Annotated in this window: 22 protein-coding genes; 12 read left to right on the top strand and 10 right to left on the bottom strand. The window is 42.6% G+C overall.

The genetic code is table 11. The annotated features are described in order from the left end of the window. Positions 1-3 precede the first annotated feature (3 nt). Genes JBF11_RS02070 through JBF11_RS02050 form a run of 5 tightly spaced genes read right to left on the bottom strand, consistent with a single transcriptional unit; the run spans position 4 to position 6,512 of the window. Positions 4-2,379: a sensor histidine kinase gene (locus JBF11_RS02070; protein ID WP_334315726.1), complete on the bottom strand. Its 2,376-nt coding sequence runs from the start codon at positions 2,377-2,379 to the stop codon at positions 4-6. 15 nt (positions 2,380-2,394) lie between these two features. After that, complete coding sequence (locus JBF11_RS02065) at positions 2,395-2,937, bottom strand: DUF4390 domain-containing protein (RefSeq protein WP_334315725.1); 543 nt, start codon at positions 2,935-2,937, stop codon at positions 2,395-2,397. A gap of 54 nt (positions 2,938-2,991) precedes the next feature. Continuing rightward, positions 2,992-4,011, bottom strand: a complete 1,020-nt coding sequence (gene hypE / locus JBF11_RS02060) for a hydrogenase expression/formation protein HypE (protein ID WP_334315724.1) — start codon at positions 4,009-4,011, stop codon at positions 2,992-2,994. Positions 4,012-4,020: 9 nt separating this feature from the next. After that, on the bottom strand, positions 4,021-5,127 hold the full coding sequence (hypD, locus tag JBF11_RS02055) for a hydrogenase formation protein HypD (protein ID WP_334315723.1): 1,107 nt from the start codon (positions 5,125-5,127) through the stop codon (positions 4,021-4,023). 38 nt (positions 5,128-5,165) lie between these two features. Further along, entirely contained in the window at positions 5,166-6,512 is a 1,347-nt protein-coding gene (locus JBF11_RS02050) for a TolC family protein (RefSeq protein WP_334315722.1), read from the bottom strand. Between the two features lie 154 nt (positions 6,513-6,666). Here JBF11_RS02050 and tolQ point away from each other — a divergent pair, with 154 nt between their 5' ends. From tolQ to JBF11_RS02025, 5 genes are all read left to right on the top strand, one after another. Then, positions 6,667-7,329 (top strand): protein TolQ, encoded by a 663-nt coding sequence (gene tolQ, locus JBF11_RS02045; protein ID WP_334315721.1) that lies wholly within the window; start codon positions 6,667-6,669, stop codon positions 7,327-7,329. Positions 7,330-7,352: 23 nt separating this feature from the next. Continuing rightward, positions 7,353-7,820 carry an ExbD/TolR family protein gene (locus JBF11_RS02040; RefSeq protein WP_334315720.1) on the top strand — a complete coding sequence of 156 codons (468 nt, stop codon included), beginning with the start codon at positions 7,353-7,355 and terminating at the stop codon, positions 7,818-7,820. A 92-nt stretch (positions 7,821-7,912) separates the two neighbouring features. Then, positions 7,913-8,665, top strand: a complete 753-nt coding sequence (gene tolA / locus JBF11_RS02035; protein WP_334315719.1) for a cell envelope integrity protein TolA — start codon at positions 7,913-7,915, stop codon at positions 8,663-8,665. 2 nt (positions 8,666-8,667) lie between these two features. Continuing rightward, complete coding sequence (locus tag JBF11_RS02030) at positions 8,668-9,648, top strand: TonB C-terminal domain-containing protein (RefSeq protein WP_334315718.1); 981 nt, start codon at positions 8,668-8,670, stop codon at positions 9,646-9,648. 8 nt (positions 9,649-9,656) lie between these two features. After that, positions 9,657-11,984, top strand: coding sequence for a mechanosensitive ion channel domain-containing protein (locus JBF11_RS02025; RefSeq protein WP_334315717.1), 2,328 nt, complete (start codon positions 9,657-9,659; stop codon positions 11,982-11,984). A gap of 39 nt (positions 11,985-12,023) precedes the next feature. Here the strand turns inward: JBF11_RS02025 and JBF11_RS02020 are convergent, their stop codons facing one another. After that, entirely contained in the window at positions 12,024-12,530 is a 507-nt protein-coding gene (locus JBF11_RS02020) for a peptidylprolyl isomerase (RefSeq protein WP_334315716.1), read from the bottom strand. 221 nt (positions 12,531-12,751) lie between these two features. On the opposite strand from JBF11_RS02020, the gene JBF11_RS02015 reads away from it, so the two are divergent. Beyond that, a complete protein-coding gene (locus tag JBF11_RS02015) occupies positions 12,752-13,753 on the top strand; it encodes an A/G-specific adenine glycosylase (RefSeq protein WP_334315715.1) in 1,002 nt (333 codons plus the stop codon). A gap of 19 nt (positions 13,754-13,772) precedes the next feature. Here the strand turns inward: JBF11_RS02015 and rpiB are convergent, their stop codons facing one another. From rpiB to JBF11_RS01995, 4 genes are read right to left on the bottom strand one after another with little or no spacing between them, the layout of a single operon-like run. Further along, entirely contained in the window at positions 13,773-14,210 is a 438-nt protein-coding gene (gene rpiB / locus JBF11_RS02010; RefSeq protein WP_334315714.1) for a ribose 5-phosphate isomerase B, read from the bottom strand. A gap of 8 nt (positions 14,211-14,218) precedes the next feature. After that, positions 14,219-14,992 (bottom strand): hypothetical protein, encoded by a 774-nt coding sequence (locus JBF11_RS02005; protein WP_334315713.1) that lies wholly within the window; start codon positions 14,990-14,992, stop codon positions 14,219-14,221. Positions 14,993-15,002: 10 nt separating this feature from the next. Then, positions 15,003-16,727, bottom strand: coding sequence for a tetratricopeptide repeat protein (locus JBF11_RS02000; protein ID WP_334315712.1), 1,725 nt, complete (start codon positions 16,725-16,727; stop codon positions 15,003-15,005). A gap of 8 nt (positions 16,728-16,735) precedes the next feature. Beyond that, positions 16,736-17,869, bottom strand: a complete 1,134-nt coding sequence (locus JBF11_RS01995) for a sigma-70 family RNA polymerase sigma factor (protein ID WP_334315711.1) — start codon at positions 17,867-17,869, stop codon at positions 16,736-16,738. A gap of 139 nt (positions 17,870-18,008) precedes the next feature. On the opposite strand from JBF11_RS01995, the gene JBF11_RS01990 reads away from it, so the two are divergent. The 6 genes from JBF11_RS01990 (at position 18,009) to JBF11_RS01965 (ending at position 23,665) form a co-directional block, all read left to right on the top strand. Further along, positions 18,009-20,435, top strand: coding sequence for a homocysteine S-methyltransferase family protein (locus JBF11_RS01990; protein WP_334315710.1), 2,427 nt, complete (start codon positions 18,009-18,011; stop codon positions 20,433-20,435). Positions 20,436-20,505: 70 nt separating this feature from the next. Next, on the top strand, positions 20,506-20,973 hold the full coding sequence (locus JBF11_RS01985) for a TlpA family protein disulfide reductase (RefSeq protein ID WP_334315709.1): 468 nt from the start codon (positions 20,506-20,508) through the stop codon (positions 20,971-20,973). 20 nt (positions 20,974-20,993) lie between these two features. Beyond that, a complete protein-coding gene (gene hpt / locus JBF11_RS01980) occupies positions 20,994-21,512 on the top strand; it encodes a hypoxanthine phosphoribosyltransferase (protein WP_334315708.1) in 519 nt (172 codons plus the stop codon). A gap of 15 nt (positions 21,513-21,527) precedes the next feature. Next, positions 21,528-22,364 (top strand): DUF3426 domain-containing protein, encoded by an 837-nt coding sequence (locus JBF11_RS01975; protein ID WP_334315707.1) that lies wholly within the window; start codon positions 21,528-21,530, stop codon positions 22,362-22,364. 36 nt (positions 22,365-22,400) lie between these two features. Beyond that, on the top strand, positions 22,401-23,078 hold the full coding sequence (locus tag JBF11_RS01970; protein WP_334315706.1) for a YigZ family protein: 678 nt from the start codon (positions 22,401-22,403) through the stop codon (positions 23,076-23,078). Positions 23,079-23,176: 98 nt separating this feature from the next. Next, the gene (locus JBF11_RS01965; RefSeq protein WP_334315705.1) at positions 23,177-23,665 is read left to right on the top strand and encodes a rubrerythrin family protein; all 489 of its coding nucleotides are present in this window, start codon (positions 23,177-23,179) and stop codon (positions 23,663-23,665) included. Positions 23,666-23,706 lie beyond the last annotated feature (41 nt).

The following is a 23,706-nucleotide window of genomic DNA, read 5'->3' as shown; positions in this document are numbered from 1 at the left end:
ATCTCATTGAGCCAAAGGCAAACGGATTTCAATAACTGTTTTGCCTTGCTCCTGTTTGGCTGAAATTGTTCCGTGGTGGTCCGTTATCACGGACTGCACGATAGCAAGCCCAAGCCCTGTTCCTGCGGGCTTTTTGGAAAAATACGGTTCAAAAAGCCTTGCGATTTCCTCTTCATCCAAACCTTTGCCGTTATCGATAATATCAAGCACAACAAACGTTTCACTCAAGGAATGGGAACAATAAACACGTATCAGAACAATACCCTCTTCTGCCGGAGAATTATTTGGCGGAGAATTTTTTGCAAGTATCGCTTCCGCCGCATTTGATAAAATATTATACAAAGCTCTTTGCATGGATTTTTTATCAAGCATGATGTCAGGAATATCGCCGCTTATCTCAAGCCGCCATTGAATTTTCGCATGGCTGATTTTAAAAACTTCCAACAAGTCCTGCAATAAAGGCAAAAGACTGTCTTTTTTCAAATCAATATTGGGCATGACGGCAAAACCGGAAAAATCGGAAACCATATTCTGTATTCTGTTCACTTCTTTAATAATAAGCGATGTACACTGCTTAAAAACCGGATCGTCAATGCTTGCCCCGAATTTTTTTTCAATTCGTTCCACGGATAATTTTATGGGCGTCAAAGGGTTCTTTATTTCATGGGCGATACGTTTGGCAACCTCTTTCCATGCCGCAAGCCTCTGCTCCTGCGACAATTCCGTTATGTCTTCAAGCACGACAACCAAACTGCCATACAAAGCGGGCGTTTCCTCATACACGACATAACCGGAATCTCCCATATTTTTAGGGATATTCTCAATAAACGAATTTAACGGAACCGCCTGCACAAGGATTTTCAAATACTTTCCCTTCCGTATTATTTCGACTTCCTTAAACCATGTCTTTGCAGGATTATTTTCAACATAGGCATACATTTCATCGATAATTGCGGTATAACTGCCGCCAAGCACGGTTCGCACGGACAAACCCAAATAGCGTTCAGGGCGGATTTGAAAAATATCGCTGGCTGCTTTATTCATGGTAATAAGCACGCCGTCCTTATTAAGCGTGATAACACCTGCGGTAACGTGTTCCAAAATAGCTTCGATATATTGGTTTCTGTCCATTAAGCTTTTATTTTGATTTTCAATAAGCGTATTAAGAATTTTTAATTTTTCCTGATTATGATAAACTTCTTTCGCCATGGCATTGAATGAATCCACCAATTTGCCCAATTCATCCTTGCCCCTGTCTTCAACCTGCGTATTCCAATCCCCTTCAGCAATTTGCTTGGTTCCTTTGGACAATGCCAAAATAGGCTGGACAATTTCCCTTGAAAGCCTGAATCCGAGCCAAACTGACGCAAACAAAACAATCAAACTCAATAAGCCGAGTATCAATGAAAAGGAAAATTTGAGCGGCTGTTTTAAATTTTTTAAAGCCTCATATTCTTCAAATCCGTCAGAAATTTTTCCAAGTTGGTTGATAAGCCCTTTTCCAATCAATTCCGCACTGATGATGAAATATCCCTTGTACCCTTTCAATGGAACGGTACTAATCACATAATCGCCGTTGTCGTCACCCCATAAAAGCGGTTCAAGCCCGTTGGCGGCAGCATTCACGAAATTGATGGAAGGCAGTGCCAATTTCCATATGGGAACAAATTCAGGATTGATAAACCACACATCTTCCTGATAGGAAACATAATTGTTCCCTTCATCCGCAAAATAAACAATGCCATGCAAAATGAGATTATTTTCCTTTTTATTCCGCAGGACGACATCTTGCCAATCTTCTTGCGGCAAAACGGACAGTTTGTCGCTTATCAAATCGGCATTGGCTTTAAGCCTGAGCACAGCGGTATTATAAAAACTTTTGCCGACATCCAGCGCCGCCTGCATGGAATTTTCAACTTGGGACGTAAACCAATAATTAACACTGGTGGTGATGATTTTATTGGTTGCCAAAAACATTAAGACAATAGGCAGAAACGAAACGGAAATGAAAGCGAACACAAGTCTGGTCCTCAGCTTTGCGCCGAAAACTTTTCGTTTTCTTTCCAAAATAAGCTTGATGACATTGCGGGCGACCAAAAAAAGAACAACGAGCATTAAAATGGCGTTGATATTGATCAATACGAAAAATACCCATGTATTGGCGCTAAAGCTGTTCAGCTGCCCCCACGTCACCAAAAAAACAAGCGATGTTATTGCGATAATCAAAAAAAGCTCAAGCAATTGCTTGTTTTTTATTTTTCCCATTCGTGAATTGTATTCTTCGGAAAGAGAAACTTTTTCAACAAAAGACGTATCGGAACCGTTCTTTTCTTCCGTATCCGATGCATCCAATTCTTTTTCTTCCGATTTTTTTTTCATAGCGAGCCCAAACGGTTATGATGAAAAATCATATTCAAATGCTAAAGGCTGGATGACTTTGTCGGGTTCGAGCAACTGCGCAACCCCGAACCACGATTGAACATTGGACTGAATTAAATCAATTTTTGTTTTGAGCACATACTGTTTTCTTTTTTCAATACGGCAAGGAATTTCAAACACAATATTTTTTATGAGAAGGTTTAACAAAAATTCCGCATCCGAATTGCGGGCGATGGTATTTGAATCCTGCATTGCTGTAAATTGTTTTGTAAGCGGGTCGTAACGCAAATAATACATAAGGGAATGGGAGGAAAGCACCGTATTTTTCAAAAATTTCTTTTGCTGTAATTCCGTATCGACAATAAGTTTTAAAATCGCACCTTTTTTCAATACATTGGCGATTTTATGTTTTTTTGGCTGCTCGAAAACAAGTTCAAAGCGGATTTTATCTTTAAGAACCTGCACGCTTTGATAATTCAAAACAAAACTGTCGTAATCCTGAGCATGGAGAGCGAACGGCAAGCAAAAAAAGAAAAAATAACAAAAAAATACTTTCATGTTTTCTTTTTCCCACAAAGCAAAATAAAATACAAGCAAAAAAACAGCGAATTTTCAGCAAATTCTAGGCAAAACAGCCCCTTCAAGCATGTTTAAAAGACGCATGCCCCCCATTTTTGTCTGCAAAACGACTTGCCCGTTTTTACCTTCCGGAAGTTCGGCAACTTCACCGATTAACGCCGCTTCTTTCCCGTTTTTATCTTCTTTCATAATCGCAAGCGCTTTGTCCGCTTCCTCTTTCGGCACAAAACACAGCAACTTTCCTTCATTGGCAAGATAAAGCGGGTCAATTCCCAAAATGGAAGCTCCGGAACGGACATTTTCACGAACAGGCAAATTCTCTTCAAAAAGAACGCAGCGCACTTTTGACTGCCCCGCAATTTCATTCAGCGTGGTCGCAACGCCTCCGCGGGTTGGATCACGAAGTACATGAACTTCGCCAACTTCGAGCATAAGCCGTTCAATCATATGGTTCAATGAAGCGCTATCGCTTTGAACATCACTGACAAAAGAAAGATTTTCACGCTCCGCCATTACTGTCAGACCATGGTCGCCCATTGTCCCGCTTATTAAAATCACGTCTCCGGCTTTTGCATTCGCCCCGGACGGAGAACCAAATTTCGAACGGGGAGGAATAATTTCACCGATCCCGGTCGTATTGATGAAAATTTTATCGCAAGCGCCTTTTGTGACGACTTTTGTATCGCCCGTAACAATTTTCACTCCGGCTTCCTTGGCGGATTCCGCCATGGATTTCACTATTTCTTCGAGTTCTTCATAAGAAAAACCCTCTTCAATGATAAAGCCGCAGCTCAAATACCGAGGTCTTGCGCCAAGCATGGAAACATCGTTCACAGTACCATGGACAGCGAGCGTTCCGATATTACCGCCCCTGAAAAAAAGGGGACTCACAGTGTAACTGTCCGTGCTCATGGCAAGAGGCGATTTCATTTCCAAATAGGCGGCATCATCCATTTTAACCAAAATATCATTCTCAAAATATTTAAAAAACAATTCATGGATCAAACGCATGGAGGCACGCCCGCCGCTGCCCGCATCAAGTAAGATATTCATAACAACCTTCTATTCCAAACCTTGATAATTGTACCATGCGGCACAGCTGCCCTCGGTTGAGACCATGCACGGTCCCGTCGGATTTTGCGGAGTGCAGACTTTTGCAAACAAAGGGCACTGTGCCGGAGTGATTTTTCCCTGCAAAACTTCTCCGCATTTGCAGCCTGCCAAAGCTTTTGTTTGGACCAATTTTTCATCATGCTTAACCAAGGCGTCGAACTCTTGAAAATCTGACCGGATTTTCAAGCCGCTTTTCGGTATTTCGCCAAGTCCGCGCCATTTCGTGTCGCAAACATCAAAAACAGTGTTCAGGATATTTTTCGCAGTTTCGTTTCCCTCATAGCAAACGGCACGGGTGTATGCGTTTTCAACGCAGATTCGTCCCGTTCTTTTTTGCTCGCAAATCATATACAAAGCATGAATGATTTCAGCAGGTTCAAATCCCGCGACAACAGCGGGATACCGATATTCATCCGCCATAAACGCAAAAGGTCCGAGCCCTAAAACCAATGCCACATGCCCGGGCAGCAGAAATGCGTCAATATACCGTTCATGCACGTTATTATCAAGCAAAACTTTTAAAACAGGCGGAACAAGCTTATGACATGAAAAAACGGAATAATTTTTAATGGCGTTTTTCTTCGCGTATACAACGGTCGCCGCAATAGCCGGAGCTGTTGTTTCAAACCCCACGCCAAGAAAAACAACTTCTTTTTGCGGATTGTTTTTTGCAAGCTTTATTGCGTCCATAGGAGAATACACGATTTGGACATTCGCCCCCGAAGCCATGGCATTTTTTAAGCTTCTGCCGTCAGGAGCAGGCACCCGGATCAAATCTCCAAAAGTAGCCAATAAAACATTTTCTTTTTCCGCCAGCTTTAAAAACGTTGCTACTTCCGAATCATGAGTCACGCAAACAGGACAGCCGGGACCTGACAAGTGCGTAAGCCCCTCCGGAAGCATGGAACGCAGCCCGCTTTGAAAAATAGAAACCGTATGGGTTCCGCATACTTCCATAAAACGGATAGGCTTGCCATACCGTTCAAGACTATTTTTCAATTTGCCGAGCAAAGCGCCGCACATGGCTTTGTCATGCAGTGTATCATGTAAATCCATAGCTATCTCTGTTTCTTGAATGATAAAAATTGCAAAAATTATTTCGTATTCAGACTGGCGTTGATTTCACCCAAAGCCGCATATAAATTGGACAAGGAAATAAGATAATTAGCCTTTGAGGAAATATACGCAAGCTCCGCATCCGCCAAATCGGATTGGGCTGTCAGCATTTCAAGGTTGGTGCCGATTTGATATTCATAACGGGTCTTGGCGTCATCATAAGATTGACGGGCGGAATCCAAAGCACGGGTTGAAACATCGACGGTTCTCGCGGCGTCCTGCAGTTTCAGCAAGCTTACTTTCACGTTGAGCGCCGCATTGTTATAGGCAAGTTCGACTTGCGCCTTTAATGCGTCAACACCGTGTTTCGCTTGGCGGACTTTGAAAAAATCCTGTCCGGAGTTAAAGACGTTCATAGTGGCTTGAAGCCCGATCGTCGTATTTTCAAGAGGACTTGTGACATATAAGGAGGGGTCGTAGCCATGACTTCTCAAATCTTCATCTGTCATGCCGTTCCTGCCGGTTGACATATATTGGATGATACCGTCAATCCGGGGCAAAAACGTGCCAAGAGCTATGCCCATGTCTTTTTCCGCCATATTCATGCTTTTTTCAGCCATTTTCACATCAGGCAGCTGTACAAACGCTTTTTTCACGGCTTCTTCAAACGTGATCATGAAAGGAACGGAATCCAACTTGCCCACATAATCAACATCTTTTTCAACTGGCAAATTTAAGAATGAATTTAATTGCGCACGGACGCTGTTTAAATTGTTTTCATTTTCAATAAGTCTTGCTTCGGAAGAAGAAAGTTCATATTCCGCCTGCAAAACATCGATTTTGGGTCTGACGCCTATTTGATAGCCTTCCGTCGCAATAGCCCTTTGCTCGTCGGCGCGGCGCACCGCTTTTTCCGCGCTCTGCACACTTTCTTCCGCCATAAGGAACTGCAGAAACGCTGTTTGAACTTGATTGGCGACAGCGATATTTGTTTTTTTCAGCTGCAGTTCATCATATTCGGACTGCAGTTTCGCTTTTTGGGCATTATTGAGAAGCTGAAAACCTTGGAATAAGGGTTGTCTGACTTCCACACCGAAAGTATATGTCGTTTCATCCAAATCCTTGCCTTGCAGCAATGATTTCTGAAAATCGGAATAAGGGTCGTGCGAAACGGCGTAACTTGCTGTCACGCTCGGACCGAAAGCCCCCCTTGCCGAATAAAGGGCGGATTTAGAGGCTTCAGCCGATTTTTGCGCAGAAATGATGCTTCTGTTGTCAAGCAGCGCTTTCTTAACGGCCTCTTCCATCGTATATGTTGTTTCCGCGGCAAAAGCCTGAGTACCGAATAAAACAAAACCAAAAGCAAATAAACTAAGCTTTTTCATAAAATCTCCAAACCTGAAAAGCATGATATGCATTATTTTGTTACACTATAAAAAGCAAATTGTAAAGCATGCGGAAAAAATGCAAATTTGCGCACTTGACAGCCGCTATGTGCTAGGTATATTAAAATTGAACTTTAAAACTCACGGGGTTTCTATGGATATTTTACAACTTATTGCTTCTGCCGGTATTATTGTTAAAATCATTATGCTATTGCTTCTTATCGCTTCTGTATATAGTTGGGGCATCATAGTTTCAAAAGCCCTGCTTTTAAAAAAATCAAAATCAAAAATTCTGGAAGGCGTCAAAGATTTTGAAAACGCACCCAATTTACGCGAAGCGGTTCAAAAACTGGGTCGTGACACATCTTCCCCCTTGTTTTCCGTCGCCCAATACGGAGTGAATGAATTTAATAAAGGCAAAGAAAGCCAAGTCAACAGCAAAACTATTGCCGATAACGTCAGACGTTCGCTCCACCAAGGGGTCAACAATGAAACAGCAAAGCTCAACCATTCCATTTCAATTTTGGCAACCTGCGCGAACGCTTCCCCCTTTGTCGGCTTATTCGGTACGGTTTGGGGCATTTTAAACACATTCAGCGCAATCGGAGCGATGAAATCGGCTTCCCTTGCGACGGTCGCTCCCGGGATAGCGGAAGCGCTTATCGCCACGGCGCTTGGTTTGTTTGTAGCCATTCCCGCTTCTGTCGCTTTTAATATCTACCTTGGGAAAATCAATTACGTGGAAAATCTGATGGTGGATTTTGCAGGAACTTTTTTAAATCGAGTACAGCGGGAACTCAATACCAGCAACAATTAACCAAATGAGATTTTGAGAATACTATGGCTGGCAAAAATAAAGCACAATATCAATCTGAAATCAACGTAACCCCCTTTGTCGACGTTGTGTTGGTCTTGCTGATTATTTTTATGATTACGGCACCCATGCTTGACCAAGGTGTCGAAATAGATTTGCCTCAGACAAAAGAGGTTGAAGTTTTACCCAATGATGTCGAACACTTGGTTCTCACTATCCAAAAAAACGGCAAACTTTTTTTAGATAGCTACGAAGTGCAATTAAACGAGCTTGAGGAACGGGTCAATATCCTGGTGACGGAAAAATCACGCGCCTTGTTCATCAAGGCCGATTCCAACGTTCCTTATGGCGTTGTTGTCGACATCATGGGAAGAATAAAGTCTGCCGGAATTGAAAATCTTGGCATTGTCGCAAATCCTTCCGATATTACTGCCGATGATTTAAAAGCCGACGCGCAAAGCGATGAAGCAGAAAACAACAATAAAGTTCAATAATTATGCAACCTTTTGGATTTTTAATATCACTTGTCCTACATACCCTCATGCTTTTGGCGATTATTTTTTGGCCTGCGTCCGCACCCAAAAAAATGGATACTGAAAGATATCTTGTCAGCATGGTCATCGGCGATATGGGGGGTGAAAATTTGCCTTCACCCGTTGCAGGTATCCGTCCTCCGCAGGACAAGACTCCTTCCGTAATGCCGGAAGCGAAACCGGCGGCGCAAGAAACGAAAAAACAGGCAAGCAATGCTCTTGAAACACCGAAACACGAAGTTTTACAGGAAATGCCCGCCGCAACCCCAATTCCCAAAAATCCCGAAAAGAAACCCGAACCTCCGAAAGACATAGCCCAAGCATCAAAACCGGAACCCAAAGAAAAACCTAAACAGGAAGCGAAACCGCAGCCTAAGAAAAATAATTCCATAAGCGATGCATTAAAAGCCGCTCAAAACGAAGAAAAATCAAAAGCTTCTTCCGCCCTCAGCGCCTTGGCGGAGCTTGAACAGATGCATGAAGCCGGCGGTGGCGGCGGCACGGGCTCCGGCAACGGCGGCGGCGGGATTTACGATGTTTATGCGGCTCAAGTCATTCTCGCGGTCCAGCCCAACTGGAGCATGCCCACCTATTCCCGCCAAAATTTGGTTGTGCAAGTCCGCATTAAATTGGATTTGGCAGGAACAGTCATGAAAGTTGAGATAGTTGAAAGTTCAGGACGGGCCGATTTTGATGCTTCCGCCGTCAATGCGGTTCTTAGGACGAAAACGCTGCCCAAACCTCCCACAAAGGAACAGCAAGATTTAATCATCTCCTTTAACTCTTTAGAATTAGCAGGAAATTAACCATGAAAAGAACATTATTTTTTGCTTTATTCCTCGGCATGATCCCATATCATTCCGCCAATGCCCTCACGGCGTCTTCAGAAACAAAACCTTTTCTTGCCGCCAATTATGGTGAAAGAATATTAAACACCATTTTGACAAAATGGAAAAAACCGCAAATCGAAGTGACGGGCGTAACAGCAATAACAATACGCATGGCACAAGACGGCAGACCCTATTCCTGCGAAATCAGGCATAATTCCAGTTCGCCCGATACGGATAATTCCATTTGCCGAACCGTTGCGGAAATCGGTCAATTTCCACCATTGGAAGCAAACGACACAGGAGAAATTTACCTAAGCTTCGTGCATGACGACAAGCCTTTTCTGCCCGCAGCGGCAAAACAGGACATAAAACAGACTGTTAATGCGACGGAACAAACAATATCAGGCAAAGAACAAGTTGACAAAATAAAAAACCCGATTGAAAATCCCATTCACGAAATCCAAAAAAACGCCCAAGTCAATATTGATGAAAGCGCAATTACGGATGAAAATGCCCTGCCGCGGCAAAGCAAAATAAATCAGACAGTTCAAAAGCAAAACCCGGAAACGGACGCAGCGGCAAACACCGCCTCTTCTCTGCCTTTGGCAACCAAACCCCAGCCTCAGACCATGGTCATTTCCAGAGAAGAAGCTTTGCAGCCGCCCTCTAAAGATCTAGCCGACCCTGCGCAATTTATACAAACCTATTCACAGGACATATTGAGGCAGGCTTCTCCCAAAATTCGTATTCCTTCCAACGTGCAAGGCAAACACCAAGTCATTGCCCGTATTGACGTATCGGCTGAAGGAAAATTAAAAAATGCAGCCATAACAAAAAGTTCAGCAAACACAATTCTTGATGGCGAAATTTTGCGCGTTTTGACAAAGGAAGTGGTTTATGCCCCATTGCCTGACAAAACGGAGCAAAGCATTTGGTTAACATTCAACATTACAAAATAGGTATACGTATGAAAACAAAACAATTGAAATTACTTTCTCTTCTTCTTTGTTTTGCATGGTTATTCGCTTTCACAGCCAACGCAAGAGCCGAACAGGTTTCTGACATTGTTCTTTCTTTGATTGAAAGCCAAAAAAGAGAAATTGACACAATTAAAGATGAATACAAAGCATTGCAGAAAAATTTAAACAACAACCTGCTTGATTTGACGAATAAGACAAATGAAATATCGCTCAATTTCCACAGCCTTTCAAGTATTTTTGAAAACGGTTCGCTCTCTCCTAATGCGCGTTCTATTTTAACAAAACAAATCAATGAATTGCATGCAGAACTCAAAGCCCATTACACTCCTCTTGAAGAGGCGCAGAAAACCATTGATTTAAGAATTGCCCAGCTCAATTCCATCATTACGAATTTTAAAATCATCGATTCTCCGAATGTTGAAGAATTAAACGCAAAAGCGCAAAATCTGCTTGCGGATTATCAGGAACTTAACAAAACCCTTTCCAAGCAACTGCCCAAAACTCAGGAACTGTTGGGTGATATTAATAAACTGTCCAATAATTTCGAAGAAATCCTGCCTAAACTTTGGCTTGATTATTATCTGAACGCAACAGACAACCTTTTCAGTTCCCTTGTCTGGCAAAACGAAATCAAAAATTTTAAAGATGTTTTCAGCACGACGGCAAGAACACTCAGAAATGATTTGCCAAATACCTCGGAAGCATGGATTTTGTTCACTATCCGGGTGCTTACCGTTCTCATTATCCTTGGTGTGCCTTTGTATTCTTCCGTCAAATTCACCAAAAAACTTCCGGAAACCATTCACAACGCATGGAAACGCATTTTAAAACAAGGCATGCCTTATATCTTGCTGGGCATAGCTTTCTACTACGGCTCGCTTCAAAACCATACGATTTATCAAATCAGCATGGGCATAAGCGCTGTTTTAATGTGCCACGGCCTCATTCGGCTCGCGTTTATTTTGCATACGCTGCATGACCCTGAAGCGCCTTCCAAACCCTCCATACGGATTTTCGTGCCTGTCCTCTTCGCGAGCCTCGCCCTTTTGACTTTTACGCCCCTTATCCTGACCCTTTCTTTCATTTGGACCATTATTTTGCTTGTCACCGTCTACACGCTGATAAAAACACCTAAATCAAAATCCAAAATATGCCAATACATCATGGGGGGATTTTTAATTGTCAACATTATCGGCATTCTGATTACGCCAAGCGGTCTCGCAAGACTTTCCATACTTATCACGCTTTTGTACATTTGCTTAGGCGTCGGCATATACCTCGCTTTCGGCGTTATTCATCTGGCGAAAATCACCCAAGATTATTTGCAGGCGAAGACAACAAACACCTTTGCCTATGAATTGGCTTACGCATTTCTTTTTCCCGTTCTCCTGCTCATTTGCCTCCTTGCTCCGTTTACTTGGATATTCGCTTATCCCGGCGGAATTTACCTTATTAAAAACTTCAGCAACCTTGATTTCAATTTCGGCACGGTTTCTGTCAACACCTTGCAAATTTTCACTATTTTTATCGCCTTTTACATCACAAAATCCATTATCAAGGTTTTGAACAACTTCATTGACAACAATCTGGATAAAAATACGAACAATTCGATTTCAAGCCTGACAACGCCTATAAAAACAGCGATAAACTTCGGCTGTTGGGCGCTTTTTCTCCTTTACGCCCTCAACATCTTAGGTTTCAGCCTGACGAGCATCACAGTTGTTGCCGGGGGTCTTTCTGTCGGTATCGGTCTTGGTCTGCAAAGTTTCGTTCAAAATATTTTCAGCGGTTTTTCCTTGATTTTCGGACAAAATATCCGTGAAGGAGACGTTGTCGACGTTGCGGGCATAAGCGGCGTCATCCAAAAAATAAGCCTGAGGGCTACCCAAATAAAAACCGCTGAAAACGCCGTTATTTTCGTGCCGAACTCCGCCTTTTTATCTTCAACGTTCACCAACTGGACGCATAACGGCAAAATGGTGAGAAAAACCATTTTGATCAATGTCGCCTATAACACAGATTTGGATCTTGTGACCGACATAGTCATGCAGGTAGTGAAAAACAATCCCGATGTGCTTTCTTATCCCGAACCTAGTTTTCTTTTTACGAACTTCGGGGACAGCTCCCTTGATTTCGAACTCAGGATTTGGGTGGCTGATTTGAACAATGCTGCGGGAATTATGGCAAAACTGCGCCTCGCCATCAATAACGCCTTTAAAGAAAAGGGCATTGAAATACCATTTCCGCAAACGGATATTCATATTCACCAAAACCAGTCCGATACAAAGCTTGAACAGCTTGAAAGCGGCAAATAACACATAAGAAAAAAAGGCTTTTTTTCTTATGTGTATTTTTTATTCAAAACGACTCATACCGGTAATGACGACCATATCAACAGGCACATCATCGTGTTCGCCTTGAGGCTTTGTTTTCAGTTTCTGAATCTTATCCACAACGTCCATGCCCTCAATCACTTGCCCGAACACGCAATAACCGTATTCTTCATCCGCGTCTCTTTGATAATCAAGATCCGGATTGTCAACAGTATTGATAAAGAATTGAGCGGAAGCGGAGTGAGGATCGGCGGTTCTCGCCATAGCAAGCGTGCCGCGCAAATTTTTCAAGCCGTTGCCGGCTTCATTGCGAATAGGCTCATGGGTGGGCTTTTCTTCGTAACGCACGGTATAGCCGCCGCCCTGTATCATGAAGTCTTTGATCACACGGTGAAAAATAGTGTTTTGGTAAAATTCCTCATCAACATATTTTAAAAAATTCGCAGCGCTGACGGGTGCTTTATCTTCAAATAATTCCAATAAAATATCCCCGGAAGAAGTTTCCATTAAAATAATCGGATTGCTCATACCTATTCCTTTTATAAAATTTTTCTTATTGTGTCGAAAAGCCGTGAAAAAAGCAAGTCTTGAATTTATAAAAAAAATACGTTAAATTTTTTGCAATGAGCAAGCAAATTTTATTCGACAAACAAAATTTCATATGCAGTTTATTTTCTTGGTTTGAACAAAATAAACGCGATTTGCCTTGGCGTAAGACGTATAGCCCTTACCATGTCTGGATTTCGGAAATGATGCTGCAGCAAACCCAAATGGAAAGGGGCGTGCGGTATTTTAACCGCTGGATGCAGGAATTTCCGACTCCTGATTCCATTGCGGAGTCTTCTCTTGAAAAAGTCCTGCAGCTTTGGGAGGGACTTGGCTATTATTCGAGAGCGAGAAACATTTACGCAAGCGCAAAAATCATCAGCAATACTTACAACGGAAAAATCCCCTGCGATGAAGCTAAAATCCGCTCCCTCGCAGGAATAGGCGAATATACGCTATCTGCTATCATGGGCATAGCCTTTGAAAAAGATTATGCTGTTGTCGACGCAAATGTCGAACGTGTATTTGCAAGGCTTTTCAACTGCACTGACAAAAATCTAAAAAAAGCGGTCAAGCCCTTGGCGCAGGAACTGCTCCCGCACGGCAAAGCAAGAACCTATAATCAGGCATTGATGGAACTGGGCGCCCTTGTCTGCAAAAAAATTCCGCAATGCGCAAATTGTCCTCTTGTTCCCTATTGTGAAAGCAAAAAACTCAATCTTGAGCGGGAACGCCCGGTACCAAAAGCGAAAAAAGAAATAATTCCCGTTCTCGCCAGTTTTTGTATCATAACCAACAGCAACAATGAGGAATTATTACGGCAAAGGACCAATCAGAAACTTTGGAATACCCTATGGGAATATTTCGGCATTGATACCATCATTTTTGACAATGCGTCATCAGCGGAAGAAAAGCAGAACGTGGCAAGGCAGAGCATTCTTATTGAAATATCCGAAACGTTTAAAATACCTAAAGCAATACTTGAAGAAAACATTTCGGATAACGCATTTTGCGTCACTTCCAATTATACCAATCACAAACTTACGGCATACTTTTTTTCTTGGCATGTGACAGAGGAATTTGAACAAATCATCAATAAAAACATATCCGGCACAGGACCGTATGTTTGGACAAAAAATACGGAACAATCCGCCATGCCGTCGCACCACAGAAAAGCCCATCAAAACCATAAAGAAAAAGGGTAAATTCTTACCCTTATCTTTTTTATTTCATATTGAATAATTCTATCCTGCGCAAATGCCTGCCCTCAAGAAATTCCGTTTCAAGGAAAATATCCGCCAAATTCACAGCAAGCCCCGCACCGGTTACCCGTTCGCCAAGACACAAAATATTCGCATTATTATGCTCACGGCAAGCACGGGCATGAAACTCGCAGGACGCAAGCGCCGCGCGTATTCCTTTCACTTTATTGGCAGCCATGCTCATACCGATACCGGTTCCGCAAATAAGAATGCCGAAAGCTCCCTCGTTTTCAAGCAGCTTATCCGTTACTTTGAACGCACTGTCGGGATAATCGCAGCTTACCGCTTGCTCAGGTCCCAAGTCAAAGACATCATGCCCCTTTTCCTGTAAATGCCGCACAAGAATCTGCTTTAAACAAAAACCTGCATGGTCTGAAGCAATAAAAACCTTTTTAGCCATATCCACCTCTAATTATTTAAAATTTCCGTACCGTCAGGCAAAGGAAACCGCAAATCTTCCTCCGTATACTCCTTAGGATAACTCCGTTCTTTCACAAGCAAAATCGCTCTGTAATCATCAAGAAGCGATGAAATCACAACCCGGGAAGGGAGTTTGGCGGTATCGTCATACACTATGTCAAAAGCCCATTCGTTGTTAATTTCACAGTGCACAGGCAAACCGTCCTTATTCAGCTGCACCAAACCATCCATTTTCAAGCTACTGAAATAATAGGTATATTTCTTATAATCAGTTTTTGCTTTCTTGGATTTAACACTATCCAAATGAATATCCTGCAAAACCTGATTAAATCCACCGCGGAGCAAAAGCGACATTTCATAAAAAGAAAAAGGAACAGGCATGCCAAGGCTGACAAGCGGATTTATTTCATCAAAATTATCCATGAGAATAGCTTGCTTGTCCTGAACAAAATACATTAAAATCCGTTCTTTGCTTTCAAGAATTTTTGCAATGCTCGCACCGACTCCGGCCATGACATCCAAACGCAAAGGCACAGCACCGTTGCTCCAAAAAATATAATTGACCCGGTTGGTATTTTTACTGTCCCCGAAGCGAAAACTTCCCTGCAAGGCATACGGCTTTTCCTCTATGCTCCGCTGAATGAACTTTTTCCACCTGCCTTCCTGTTCCTCCATGTTCGGCAAACTCACGGAACTTGCGGCACATGCGCTCATCTGCACGCAAATCCAAATAAGAAATAAAAATTTTAACCAAAATTTCATTAAAAATTCCTTAATGCAATTTATTAAGTTTTAATTCAACATCGCTGTTTTTTTCGATTTTTAAAGATTTTTCATAAGCGGAACGGGCTGTGTCAAAATTTCCGAGCTTTTGCGCAATATCGCCGTAGTGTTCCCACATGGTCGCATCTTCTTTTGCGATATTTTTGGAATATGAAATAGCTTTTTCAATAAATTCGAGCGCTTTTGCGTAATCGCCTTTTTTATAATACAGCCAAGCCAAAGAATCGTTAATATACCCATGGTTAGGATTTAACCTATCAGCTTTTAAAAGATACTCCTCCGCTTGTTTCAAATCTTTATTTTGCTCGACAAGAGTATATCCCACAAAATTTAAAGCATCGTAATTGTCAGGTTCGGCAAGTAAAATCTCTTTCATAATCCGCATGGCTTTTTCTTTTTCGTTCAGATGAAAGCACGTATAGGCAAAGCGAAATTTCGCACGGTTATCTTCCGGATATTCCTGTAAAAATTCATAGAGGATTTCATACGCCTGTTCATATTGTTCCTGAAACAAATACACTTGATATTCCAATATCTTATAATTTTTTGCATCGGGAGAAAGAACCTGCAGATTTTTAATATACGGAAGCGCCTCGTCAAACTCGTTGTTATCCAAATGGATATAGGTAATGATTTCTTGGGCGTTTTTATAATGTTCGTCATCTTCCGTAAGCTGCCCCAAATAAGGCAACGCTCGCTTTTTATCTTTATCCGCTTCGTAAATCAGCGCACCGTGCAAATATAACAATTCGCGCGGGGCATTTTCCATTGTTCCGAGATTATTGAGAAGTTCCTCAGCCAAATCAAGCCTGCCTTCCTGGATAAGCATGGAGGAAACAGAAACAATGAAATCAAAATTAAAATGTTCTTTTGCGATATTGAAAGCCCTCTGATGATTTCCTTCTTTAAACGCTATGGAAATCAAACGCAGCAGGTAATCATAATTGGAATTATCCAGTTCCAGCAAACGGGAATAATATTTTCGTGCCAAAGCATAATTTCCCTGCACCTCCGCAATCATGCCTAAATGCTGCAAAGCGGATTTTTCTTCCGGAAATTCACGCAACACACGGCTGAAATATTTCTTGGCGTCATCGTAGCGCTTCATTTTTTCCAAACAAATTCCGATATACACGTACACAGACGACGTTTTTTCCTTTTCCGGAATTTGCATGAAAGAAAAATACGCGTTTTCATATTGGAAAAGTTTATAATAAATGACACCGAGCTCTATATACGCATTATAATCCTGCGGATGATTTCCGATATATGCTTTCAGCAAATCAAGAGCGGGAGACAAATCGGAATTGCCCTCCTGCATGGTTTGCAACAACTCCGCATACATCAGGATGAAAGGCAATTCATCAGGCATGGCTTGCAGGCATTTTTCCAGTAAAACCTTGGCTTCCTGCATATACCCCTTATTATAAAACCAAGTGACAGCTTCCGCCAAAAACAAAGGTTCCGGATTTTCTTCAACAACTTTATCAGAATACAGTTTTATTTTATCATAATCATCGCGTTTTACGGCTTCGTACAAACCCAAATAAGCAAAAGTCCGCATACCGTTTTCAGAAATTTCCATTCCCGGATTTTCTCCGCTTTGCGAACCGGCTTTTTCAAAAGGAAACAAAAAAGGCGTATTCTGCAAATCTTCAGAATGCACACATGCCTGTAAAACCAATAAGAGAAATAAAAGTGATATGATACGCATTGTTCCCTCTACGATTGAATCCATTCTTCCGAAAAATCTTTTATTTTCGTTCCCAAGTGCGTTTTCAGCTTTTGCAATAAACGGGCTTCCAATTGCCTGATCCGTTCACGGCTCACATGATATTTTTCCCCTATTTCACGCAAGGTCACGGGGTCGTCAGTAAGCAGCCTGTGCTCTAAGATGAAAAGCTCCTTATCGGACAAATCAGGCAATAAGTCTTTTAAACTGTACCGCACCAAATCGGATAACTCCTCACTGGCGAAACTGTTTTCAACTCCCGCCGTCAGAGCGGGCAGAAAATCGAGTTTTGTCGAACCGCTGTTGTCATCACTATTCGTCGGCATATCAAGGGATAAATCACTAGTATCAAGACGCTGCTGCATTTCCACAACTTGTTCCACACTCACGCCAAGAGCTTCCGACAAGGTTTTTTCATCAGGATCGAATCCTTGGGAAATAAGCTTTTGCCGTTCTTTGTTCAAGTTATAGAAAAGCTTGCGCTGGGCTTGCGTCGTGCCGATTTTAACCATTCTCCAGTTATCCATGATAAACTTGAGAATATAAGCTTTTATCCAAAACGTGGCATAATAAGAGAATTTAATGCCCTTATCAGGGTCGAATTTATTGACAGCCCGCATAAGCCCGACATTACCTTCCTGAATTAAATCAAGGACATTTTGCATCCAGCGCCGCTGAAAATCCATAGCCACGCGCACAACCAAACGCAGGTGTGAAGAAATGATCCGAAACGCGGCTTCACTGTCCCCGCTGTCACGCACACGCCTAGCGAGCGCAACCTCTTCATCGGGTTCAAGCAAAGGAAACTTGCTCACCTCACGCAGATACAGCTGCAAATTGTCTTGAACGGCAGGCAAATGGCGGGGTGCGACCATTACGGCATTGTCTTCATGATTTTCTTCCAGCGCAATGGAATTATTGGCATAATTCATCACATCGAGATAATCTTTTTCATCAATGAAATCCGTCTGCCCTAATATGTCCTCAGAAGAATCGAAATCATCATCTTGTTCTGTATCTTCATCAGAAAAATCATCAGGCAGCAATTCCGCTTCAAGAACAACGTTTTTCTCGTCGGTTTTCTTTTCGCCTGCAATTTTTTTTTCTGTATTTTTTTCTTCCATAGTCAATAAATTCTTGTTATATAACTTTCGTACCATTTGTTTTTATAATTAATGGAACTTATTTTAGTCTGTATTTTTTATATTAGCAAGTTTTAAAAAAGCAAAACAAATAAACGGATTATGCTATCAGGAGCTATACATGGGCTTAGTACGTACCTTGATTCAAACGGATACTCCTCTCTTCATTGACGGAGCAATGGGAACAATGCTGCAAAAACTCGGCATGCCGGACGGCGCCAACCCTGCCGAATTTTGCATGGAACGACCTGATATCGTTGAGCAAATACATTTGGAATATTTGAAAGCCGGCGCAAATATCATTATCACGTCCACCTTTGGCGGCACAAAATACAAACTCCCGCCGAGCCTCGATGTCGAAACGTTTAATATAAAAATGGCGCAAGTCGCTCAAAAAGCCGTTTCCCAAATGAAACAGGAAACCGGCGCCCCCTGTTTCATCGCAGGCGATATCGGACCTGTCGGAAAATTCCTGCGTCCCCTTGGCGAACTCGACCCGCAGGATTTCATTTCCGCTATCCGTGAACAAGTCCGCGGTTTGGTCAAAGGCGGTGTTGATTTAATTTTTATCGAAACGCAATTCGACCTTGCAGAAGCAAGAGCAGCAGTCGCCGCAGCGAAAATGGAAACCGACCTTCCGATTTTTGTTTCCATGACCTTTGAAGACGGTGTCAGCTTAACCGGCTCAAGCCCTGAAATTTTTGCCGCGACTATGCAGAACATGGGAGTTGACGCTATCGGAGTCAACTGCGGAGCGGGTCCCGAACAAATGCTTCCCGTAGTCAAACGCATTTTGGCAGGCTGCACACTGCCTGTTTTCGCTGAACCCAATGCGGGGCTGCCGGAACTTATCGGCGGTGAAACCGTTTTCAGGCTTGACCCGCAAGACTTTGCAGAACAAACAAGCCATATCGCGAAAGAAGGAGTTCATATTCTGGGCGGATGCTGCGGAACAAACCCTCAACACATCCAAGCCTTGCGCGAAAAAGTACTTTCCATACAAAAAGACATTTCTAAAACAGAACGGAAACTTCCTTACGGTATACGCCTCACCTCACGCTCCTCCCTCGTGCAAATCGGTGAAACACAGCCCCTCATCATGATTGGCGAACGCATAAACCCAACCGGAAAAAAAGCCCTCAGCGCAGAATTGCAAGCCGGAAAATTCGACCTCGCCCTGCAATACGCAGATGAGCAAATTGCCATGGGCACAAAAATTTTAGATGTCAATGTCGGTGCGCCGCACGTTCACGAAGAAAGCATGCTTCCCTCCTTGGTTGAAACCTTGGTTTCCCGTGTACAAACACCTCTTTGCATAGATTCTTCAAATCCTGAAGCGATTATCCGGGCACTGCCTTTCCATGCCGGCTCCGCGCTTGTCAATTCCATAAGCGGAGAAGAAAATAAAATGGAATTGCTTGCCCCTGCCTGCAAAATATGGGGCTCCCCTTTCATTTTATTGCCTCTCACAGGTGCGAACCTGCCGAAAACTGCCAAAGAACGTATCAGCATTATTGAACAACTGCTTCTTAAAGCAGAAAAATATGCCATTCCGCGCCATTTGATCATGATTGATATTTTGGCGCTGACTGCCGCTTCTGACGGCAAAGCGCCCGCAGCCTGCTTGGAAACGGTAAAATGGTGTCATAAGGAACACTTGCCGACGACGCTCGGCTTATCCAATATTTCTTTCGGCTTGCCTGCGAGAGATTTGGTCAATTCCTCTTTCTTCGCCATGGCGGCGGGTTCCGGATTGTCCTCCTGCATTGCCAACCCTTCGAACATACGTATTCGGGAAGCTCTTGACAGCGCAAATCTCCTTTTGGGTTTTGATGAAAATGCGGAACATTTTACCAATTCCTATGCAAAATGGACTTCCCAAAGCCAAAATCAAAACCAGGGAACAAATCAGGCGAAAGCCGGAGCTAAAACCATGGAAGAGGCTGTCATCATTGGCGATAAGGACCATATCGTCGCCATGATCGACGAGGAACTGAAAAAAGGCGCAGACCCTTTCGAGCTTGTCCGTGAACGGCTTATTCCTGCCATTCAAAAAGTCGGAACCTTGTACGAAAAGAAAGAATATTTTCTTCCTCAGCTTCTCCGCTCCGCTTCAACCATGCAGACTGGCTTCGCACATGTGAAACCATTGCTTGAAAAAAGCGGGCAAGTTGCTGAAAGAACAAAAATCGTCCTTGCGACAGTGCAGGGGGATATTCATGACATAGGCAAGAATATCGTCGGGCTTTTGCTTTCAAATTACGGCTATGACGTTATTGATTTGGGCAAAGATGTGCCTGCCGAAACCATTGTTGAGCAAGCGGCTGCAAGCCATGCGGAAATTATCGGTTTATCGGCTCTTATGACAACAACGATGCCGAGAATGGAAGAAACCGTCAGCCTTGTGAAAGAAAAAAATCTTTCCTGCAAGGTGATCGTCGGCGGAGCTGTCGTCACCCGGGAATATGCGAAAAGCATAGGCGCCGACGGGTATTCCGTCGATGCCGTCGAGGCTGTCCGCGTTGTGAAAGAGCTTTTAGGCAAATAATAAGACTGCATTTTTTCACATTGCATATTTTCAGAACTTATTATAGAACGAAAAAAATAAAGAGGGTCTTATGACAATTCGTACCGGCTTGCTTTTTAGTTTGCTGTTTCTTTTGATAAGCGGCTTCCAATGTTTCGCGAAGGAAATTCAAACAAGCACTGATTTATTGAATGAAATCGCCCAGGCAAGCAAAAAACAGGTTGTTTTGGTAAATTTTTATGCTTCATGGTGTTCCCCTTGCCGTCAAGAGATCGCGGACCTTATTGAAATAAGAAAAACATTTTCTCAGGAACAATTGAAAATCATCGGAATCAATTTGGATGAGAATGAAGAAACAATGCGTTCCTTTAATCGGGACATAGGCATAAATTACGAAACGTACCATGATTTCCAAGGGCGAATTTCCGGTTTTTTTAATTTTCAGGGTATCCCGTTCAATATTATCTATGGCAAAAACGGAAAAGCCGTCTATGCGCAGTCAGGCTCTATTCCTTTTGAAAAACTGTCCGATTTAATTGAATACGGTTTAACAAAATAACATTAATATTTGAGGAAAGCATGCATACATTAAAAGAAGTTATCTCTGAACAGGAAATCCAAAAAAGAGTTAAAGAATTAGGCAAAGAAATTTCAAAAGTGTACGAAGGGGAACCTCTTGTCATTCTCTGCACCCTGAAAGGCGCTTTCCTTTTTTTCAGCGATTTGGTCCGCAGCATAACCTGCCCCCATGAAATTGATTTTGTGCGTGTCGCAAGCTACGGCAACAGCGACACTTCTTCAAACACTATTTCTTTTACCAAGGATATTGAAATCAATATCGAGGGAAAACATGTCCTCATTGTTGAAGATATTGTCGATACCGGACTTACCATGGAATTTCTGCTGACACAGTTCAATGCCAGAAAAGCGAAAAGCGTAAAAGTCGCAACATTGCTCAGCAAAAAAGCCAGACGCGAAAAATCAGTCGCCATCGACTTTGTGGGTTTTTACATACTTGACGGATTTCTTGTCGGCTATGGCTTGGATTATGCTGAAAAATACCGTTCTCTTCCAAGTATCAACGAACTTGAAATATAAATTTTAGGACATACCATGCTTGTTACCTGCCCAAACTGCAAAAGTGTTTTTAAATTACCCAAACAGGAAGATATTGACAAAAAACTCCGCTGTTCCATCTGCAAAACGGTTTTTGCCATCCGTGAAACAGAATATAAGCTTGAAGCGGGAGAAGAAGGAAGCCCCCAGGAAGCTGGTCCTTCAAACACCGGAATACCCCGCATAGATTTGGACACGCCTTTTGCAAATGATAAATCCGTGAAAAAGAAAAGTCTGGCTGTACGGATTTTTGCAATTTTATTTTTCGCTTCCATTTGCTTTATTTCCATATTATGGTCTTTCACCGATTACCTTGACCCGATAAAAGAAAAATATTTCAGCAAGGATGAGGCGAAAATTCAAGAAAAAATCGAAGCGGAAAACAAACGTATCGAAGAGTTGACGCAAAAGGTTAAATTGCTGCAGATAAACGGGCTGCGCCAATATACGATGCCCAACGATAAAATCGGCACACTCACCGTTATTGAGGGGAAAGTTGTCAACGGTTTTGACGAACCGCGCGGTTTCATTCAAGTTGAATGTTCGCTGTACAGCGAATCCGGCGAATTGCTCATCGACAAAAAACAAATTGCCGGAACCAGCCTTTCCTTATTCCAACTGCAGGTATTGAACGAAGAGGAATTGGAACAAACCCTCAACAACAATCTCGACATCATGCAGAGAAATACCAATATCGCGCCGGGCGCGAGCACGCCGTTCATGTGTATTTTTTATAACCCGCCCCAAAATGCCGCAAATTTCAATATTAAGATTGTTTCTGCTGAAAACCCGGAAAAAATGGAAGCGCCTCAGCCGGAACAGGCATCCTTTTAACAAAAGCCCAGAAATGGGCTTTTCTTTGATTATGGTATGGCAAGCGAACTGTATAAAATCCCGAATCTGAAACTCTCTGATGACAAAAGCCCTTTTCCTCTTAATTCCGAATATTGTTTCAGAATACAGGAAGAAATAAAAAAAAGCGTCTTTATCACAAGCATAGGACATGCAAATTCAAAAGAAAGCGCAAAAATTTTTATCGATAAAATCTGCAAGGAATTTGCCGATGCAACCCATAATTGCTATGCTTTCGCCGTTGGCGCTCCAAAAGACACTGCCTGCATAGGGCAATCGGACAATGGCGAACCCCACGGAACAGCCGGAAAACCCATGCTGAATATTCTTCTCCATTCCGATATTGGTGAAATTGTCGCGGTGGTGACACGGTATTTCGGGGGAATAAAGCTTGGTACAGGCGGACTTGTGAAAGCCTATCAGGGTTCGGTCGCCCATGCCTTGGAAGTTTTGCCGTGCACGGACAAAATCCCTTATAGTCAAATACAGCTGAGCTGCGGATATGAGCATATCAATTTATTGCACTACCATTTGCCGTTATTTGATGCGAAAATCATTCAGGAAGATTTTTTGGAAGCGATACGGTATACCGTCAATCTTCCAAGCAATAACGCAGAACCTTTTATTCAGGCTTTTACCAATGCCGCAAAAGGAAAGATTGCAATAATTGACCTGCAACATCTTGATAATCAATAACTTATTTAATTAAAAAAATTTCTTTACAAAACGCTGAAAAAAAGCTAATTAGTAATTGTTACTGATAATAACAAAGAAACAAAATATGGAGAAAAATCATGTCAAAAACACAAGAAAATTTAATGGCGGCTTTCGCCGGTGAATCCCAAGCTAACCGTAAATACCTTGCTTATGCGAAACAAGCGGATAAAGAAGGTCTTACCATGGTTGCCAAGCTTTTCCGCGCCGCTGCCGAAGCTGAAACCATTCATGCCCATACCCACCTTCGCAATGCCGGTAAAATCAGTGACACCGCAGCTAACCTTCAAGACGCGATCAGCGGTGAAACCTATGAATTTACAAAAATGTATCCTGAAATGATCAAAGACGCGGAAGCGGAAGGCAATAACGCTGTCGCTAAATACATGGGATTTGTCAACGCTGTTGAAGAAGTTCACGCAAAACTTTACCAAAAAGCTGCCGCCAACGAACTTTCAAACAAAGACTTCTACATTTGCCCCGTATGCGGCTACACCCATGAAGGCCCGATGACTGAAGCCTGCCCGGTATGTAAAGCTCCTGCCGCCAACTTCTACACAGTCGGTTAATTTTTTAGCCGGAAAATAAAAATATCCCCTCAAAACTTCAT

Origin of the sequence: Taurinivorans muris, from assembly GCF_025232395.1 — a bacterium.
In the GTDB taxonomy this organism is placed as follows: domain Bacteria; phylum Desulfobacterota; class Desulfovibrionia; order Desulfovibrionales; family Desulfovibrionaceae; genus Taurinivorans; species Taurinivorans muris.
This window is presented reverse-complemented; position numbering and strand designations above follow the sequence as displayed.

Excerpts from the sequence above, each read along its gene's own strand:
- JBF11_RS02070 (WP_334315726.1), bottom strand. The coding sequence starts at position 2,379 with ATGAAAAAAAAATCGGAAGAAAAAGAATTGGATGCATCGGATACGGAA.
- JBF11_RS02065 (WP_334315725.1), bottom strand. The coding sequence starts at position 2,937 with ATGAAAGTATTTTTTTGTTATTTTTTCTTTTTTTGCTTGCCGTTCGCT.
- hypE (WP_334315724.1), bottom strand. The coding sequence starts at position 4,011 with ATGAATATCTTACTTGATGCGGGCAGCGGCGGGCGTGCCTCCATGCGT.
- hypD (WP_334315723.1), bottom strand. The coding sequence starts at position 5,127 with ATGGATTTACATGATACACTGCATGACAAAGCCATGTGCGGCGCTTTG.
- JBF11_RS02050 (WP_334315722.1), bottom strand. The coding sequence starts at position 6,512 with ATGAAAAAGCTTAGTTTATTTGCTTTTGGTTTTGTTTTATTCGGTACT.
- tolQ (WP_334315721.1), top strand. The coding sequence starts at position 6,667 with ATGGATATTTTACAACTTATTGCTTCTGCCGGTATTATTGTTAAAATC.
- JBF11_RS02040 (WP_334315720.1), top strand. The coding sequence starts at position 7,353 with ATGGCTGGCAAAAATAAAGCACAATATCAATCTGAAATCAACGTAACC.
- tolA (WP_334315719.1), top strand. The coding sequence starts at position 7,913 with ATGGATACTGAAAGATATCTTGTCAGCATGGTCATCGGCGATATGGGG.
- JBF11_RS02030 (WP_334315718.1), top strand. The coding sequence starts at position 8,668 with ATGAAAAGAACATTATTTTTTGCTTTATTCCTCGGCATGATCCCATAT.
- JBF11_RS02025 (WP_334315717.1), top strand. The coding sequence starts at position 9,657 with ATGAAAACAAAACAATTGAAATTACTTTCTCTTCTTCTTTGTTTTGCA.
- JBF11_RS02020 (WP_334315716.1), bottom strand. The coding sequence starts at position 12,530 with ATGAGCAATCCGATTATTTTAATGGAAACTTCTTCCGGGGATATTTTA.
- JBF11_RS02015 (WP_334315715.1), top strand. The coding sequence starts at position 12,752 with ATGATGCTGCAGCAAACCCAAATGGAAAGGGGCGTGCGGTATTTTAAC.
- rpiB (WP_334315714.1), bottom strand. The coding sequence starts at position 14,210 with ATGGCTAAAAAGGTTTTTATTGCTTCAGACCATGCAGGTTTTTGTTTA.
- JBF11_RS02005 (WP_334315713.1), bottom strand. The coding sequence starts at position 14,992 with ATGAAATTTTGGTTAAAATTTTTATTTCTTATTTGGATTTGCGTGCAG.
- JBF11_RS02000 (WP_334315712.1), bottom strand. The coding sequence starts at position 16,727 with ATGCGTATCATATCACTTTTATTTCTCTTATTGGTTTTACAGGCATGT.
- JBF11_RS01995 (WP_334315711.1), bottom strand. The coding sequence starts at position 17,869 with ATGGAAGAAAAAAATACAGAAAAAAAAATTGCAGGCGAAAAGAAAACC.
- JBF11_RS01990 (WP_334315710.1), top strand. The coding sequence starts at position 18,009 with ATGGGCTTAGTACGTACCTTGATTCAAACGGATACTCCTCTCTTCATT.
- JBF11_RS01985 (WP_334315709.1), top strand. The coding sequence starts at position 20,506 with ATGACAATTCGTACCGGCTTGCTTTTTAGTTTGCTGTTTCTTTTGATA.
- hpt (WP_334315708.1), top strand. The coding sequence starts at position 20,994 with ATGCATACATTAAAAGAAGTTATCTCTGAACAGGAAATCCAAAAAAGA.
- JBF11_RS01975 (WP_334315707.1), top strand. The coding sequence starts at position 21,528 with ATGCTTGTTACCTGCCCAAACTGCAAAAGTGTTTTTAAATTACCCAAA.
- JBF11_RS01970 (WP_334315706.1), top strand. The coding sequence starts at position 22,401 with ATGGCAAGCGAACTGTATAAAATCCCGAATCTGAAACTCTCTGATGAC.
- JBF11_RS01965 (WP_334315705.1), top strand. The coding sequence starts at position 23,177 with ATGTCAAAAACACAAGAAAATTTAATGGCGGCTTTCGCCGGTGAATCC.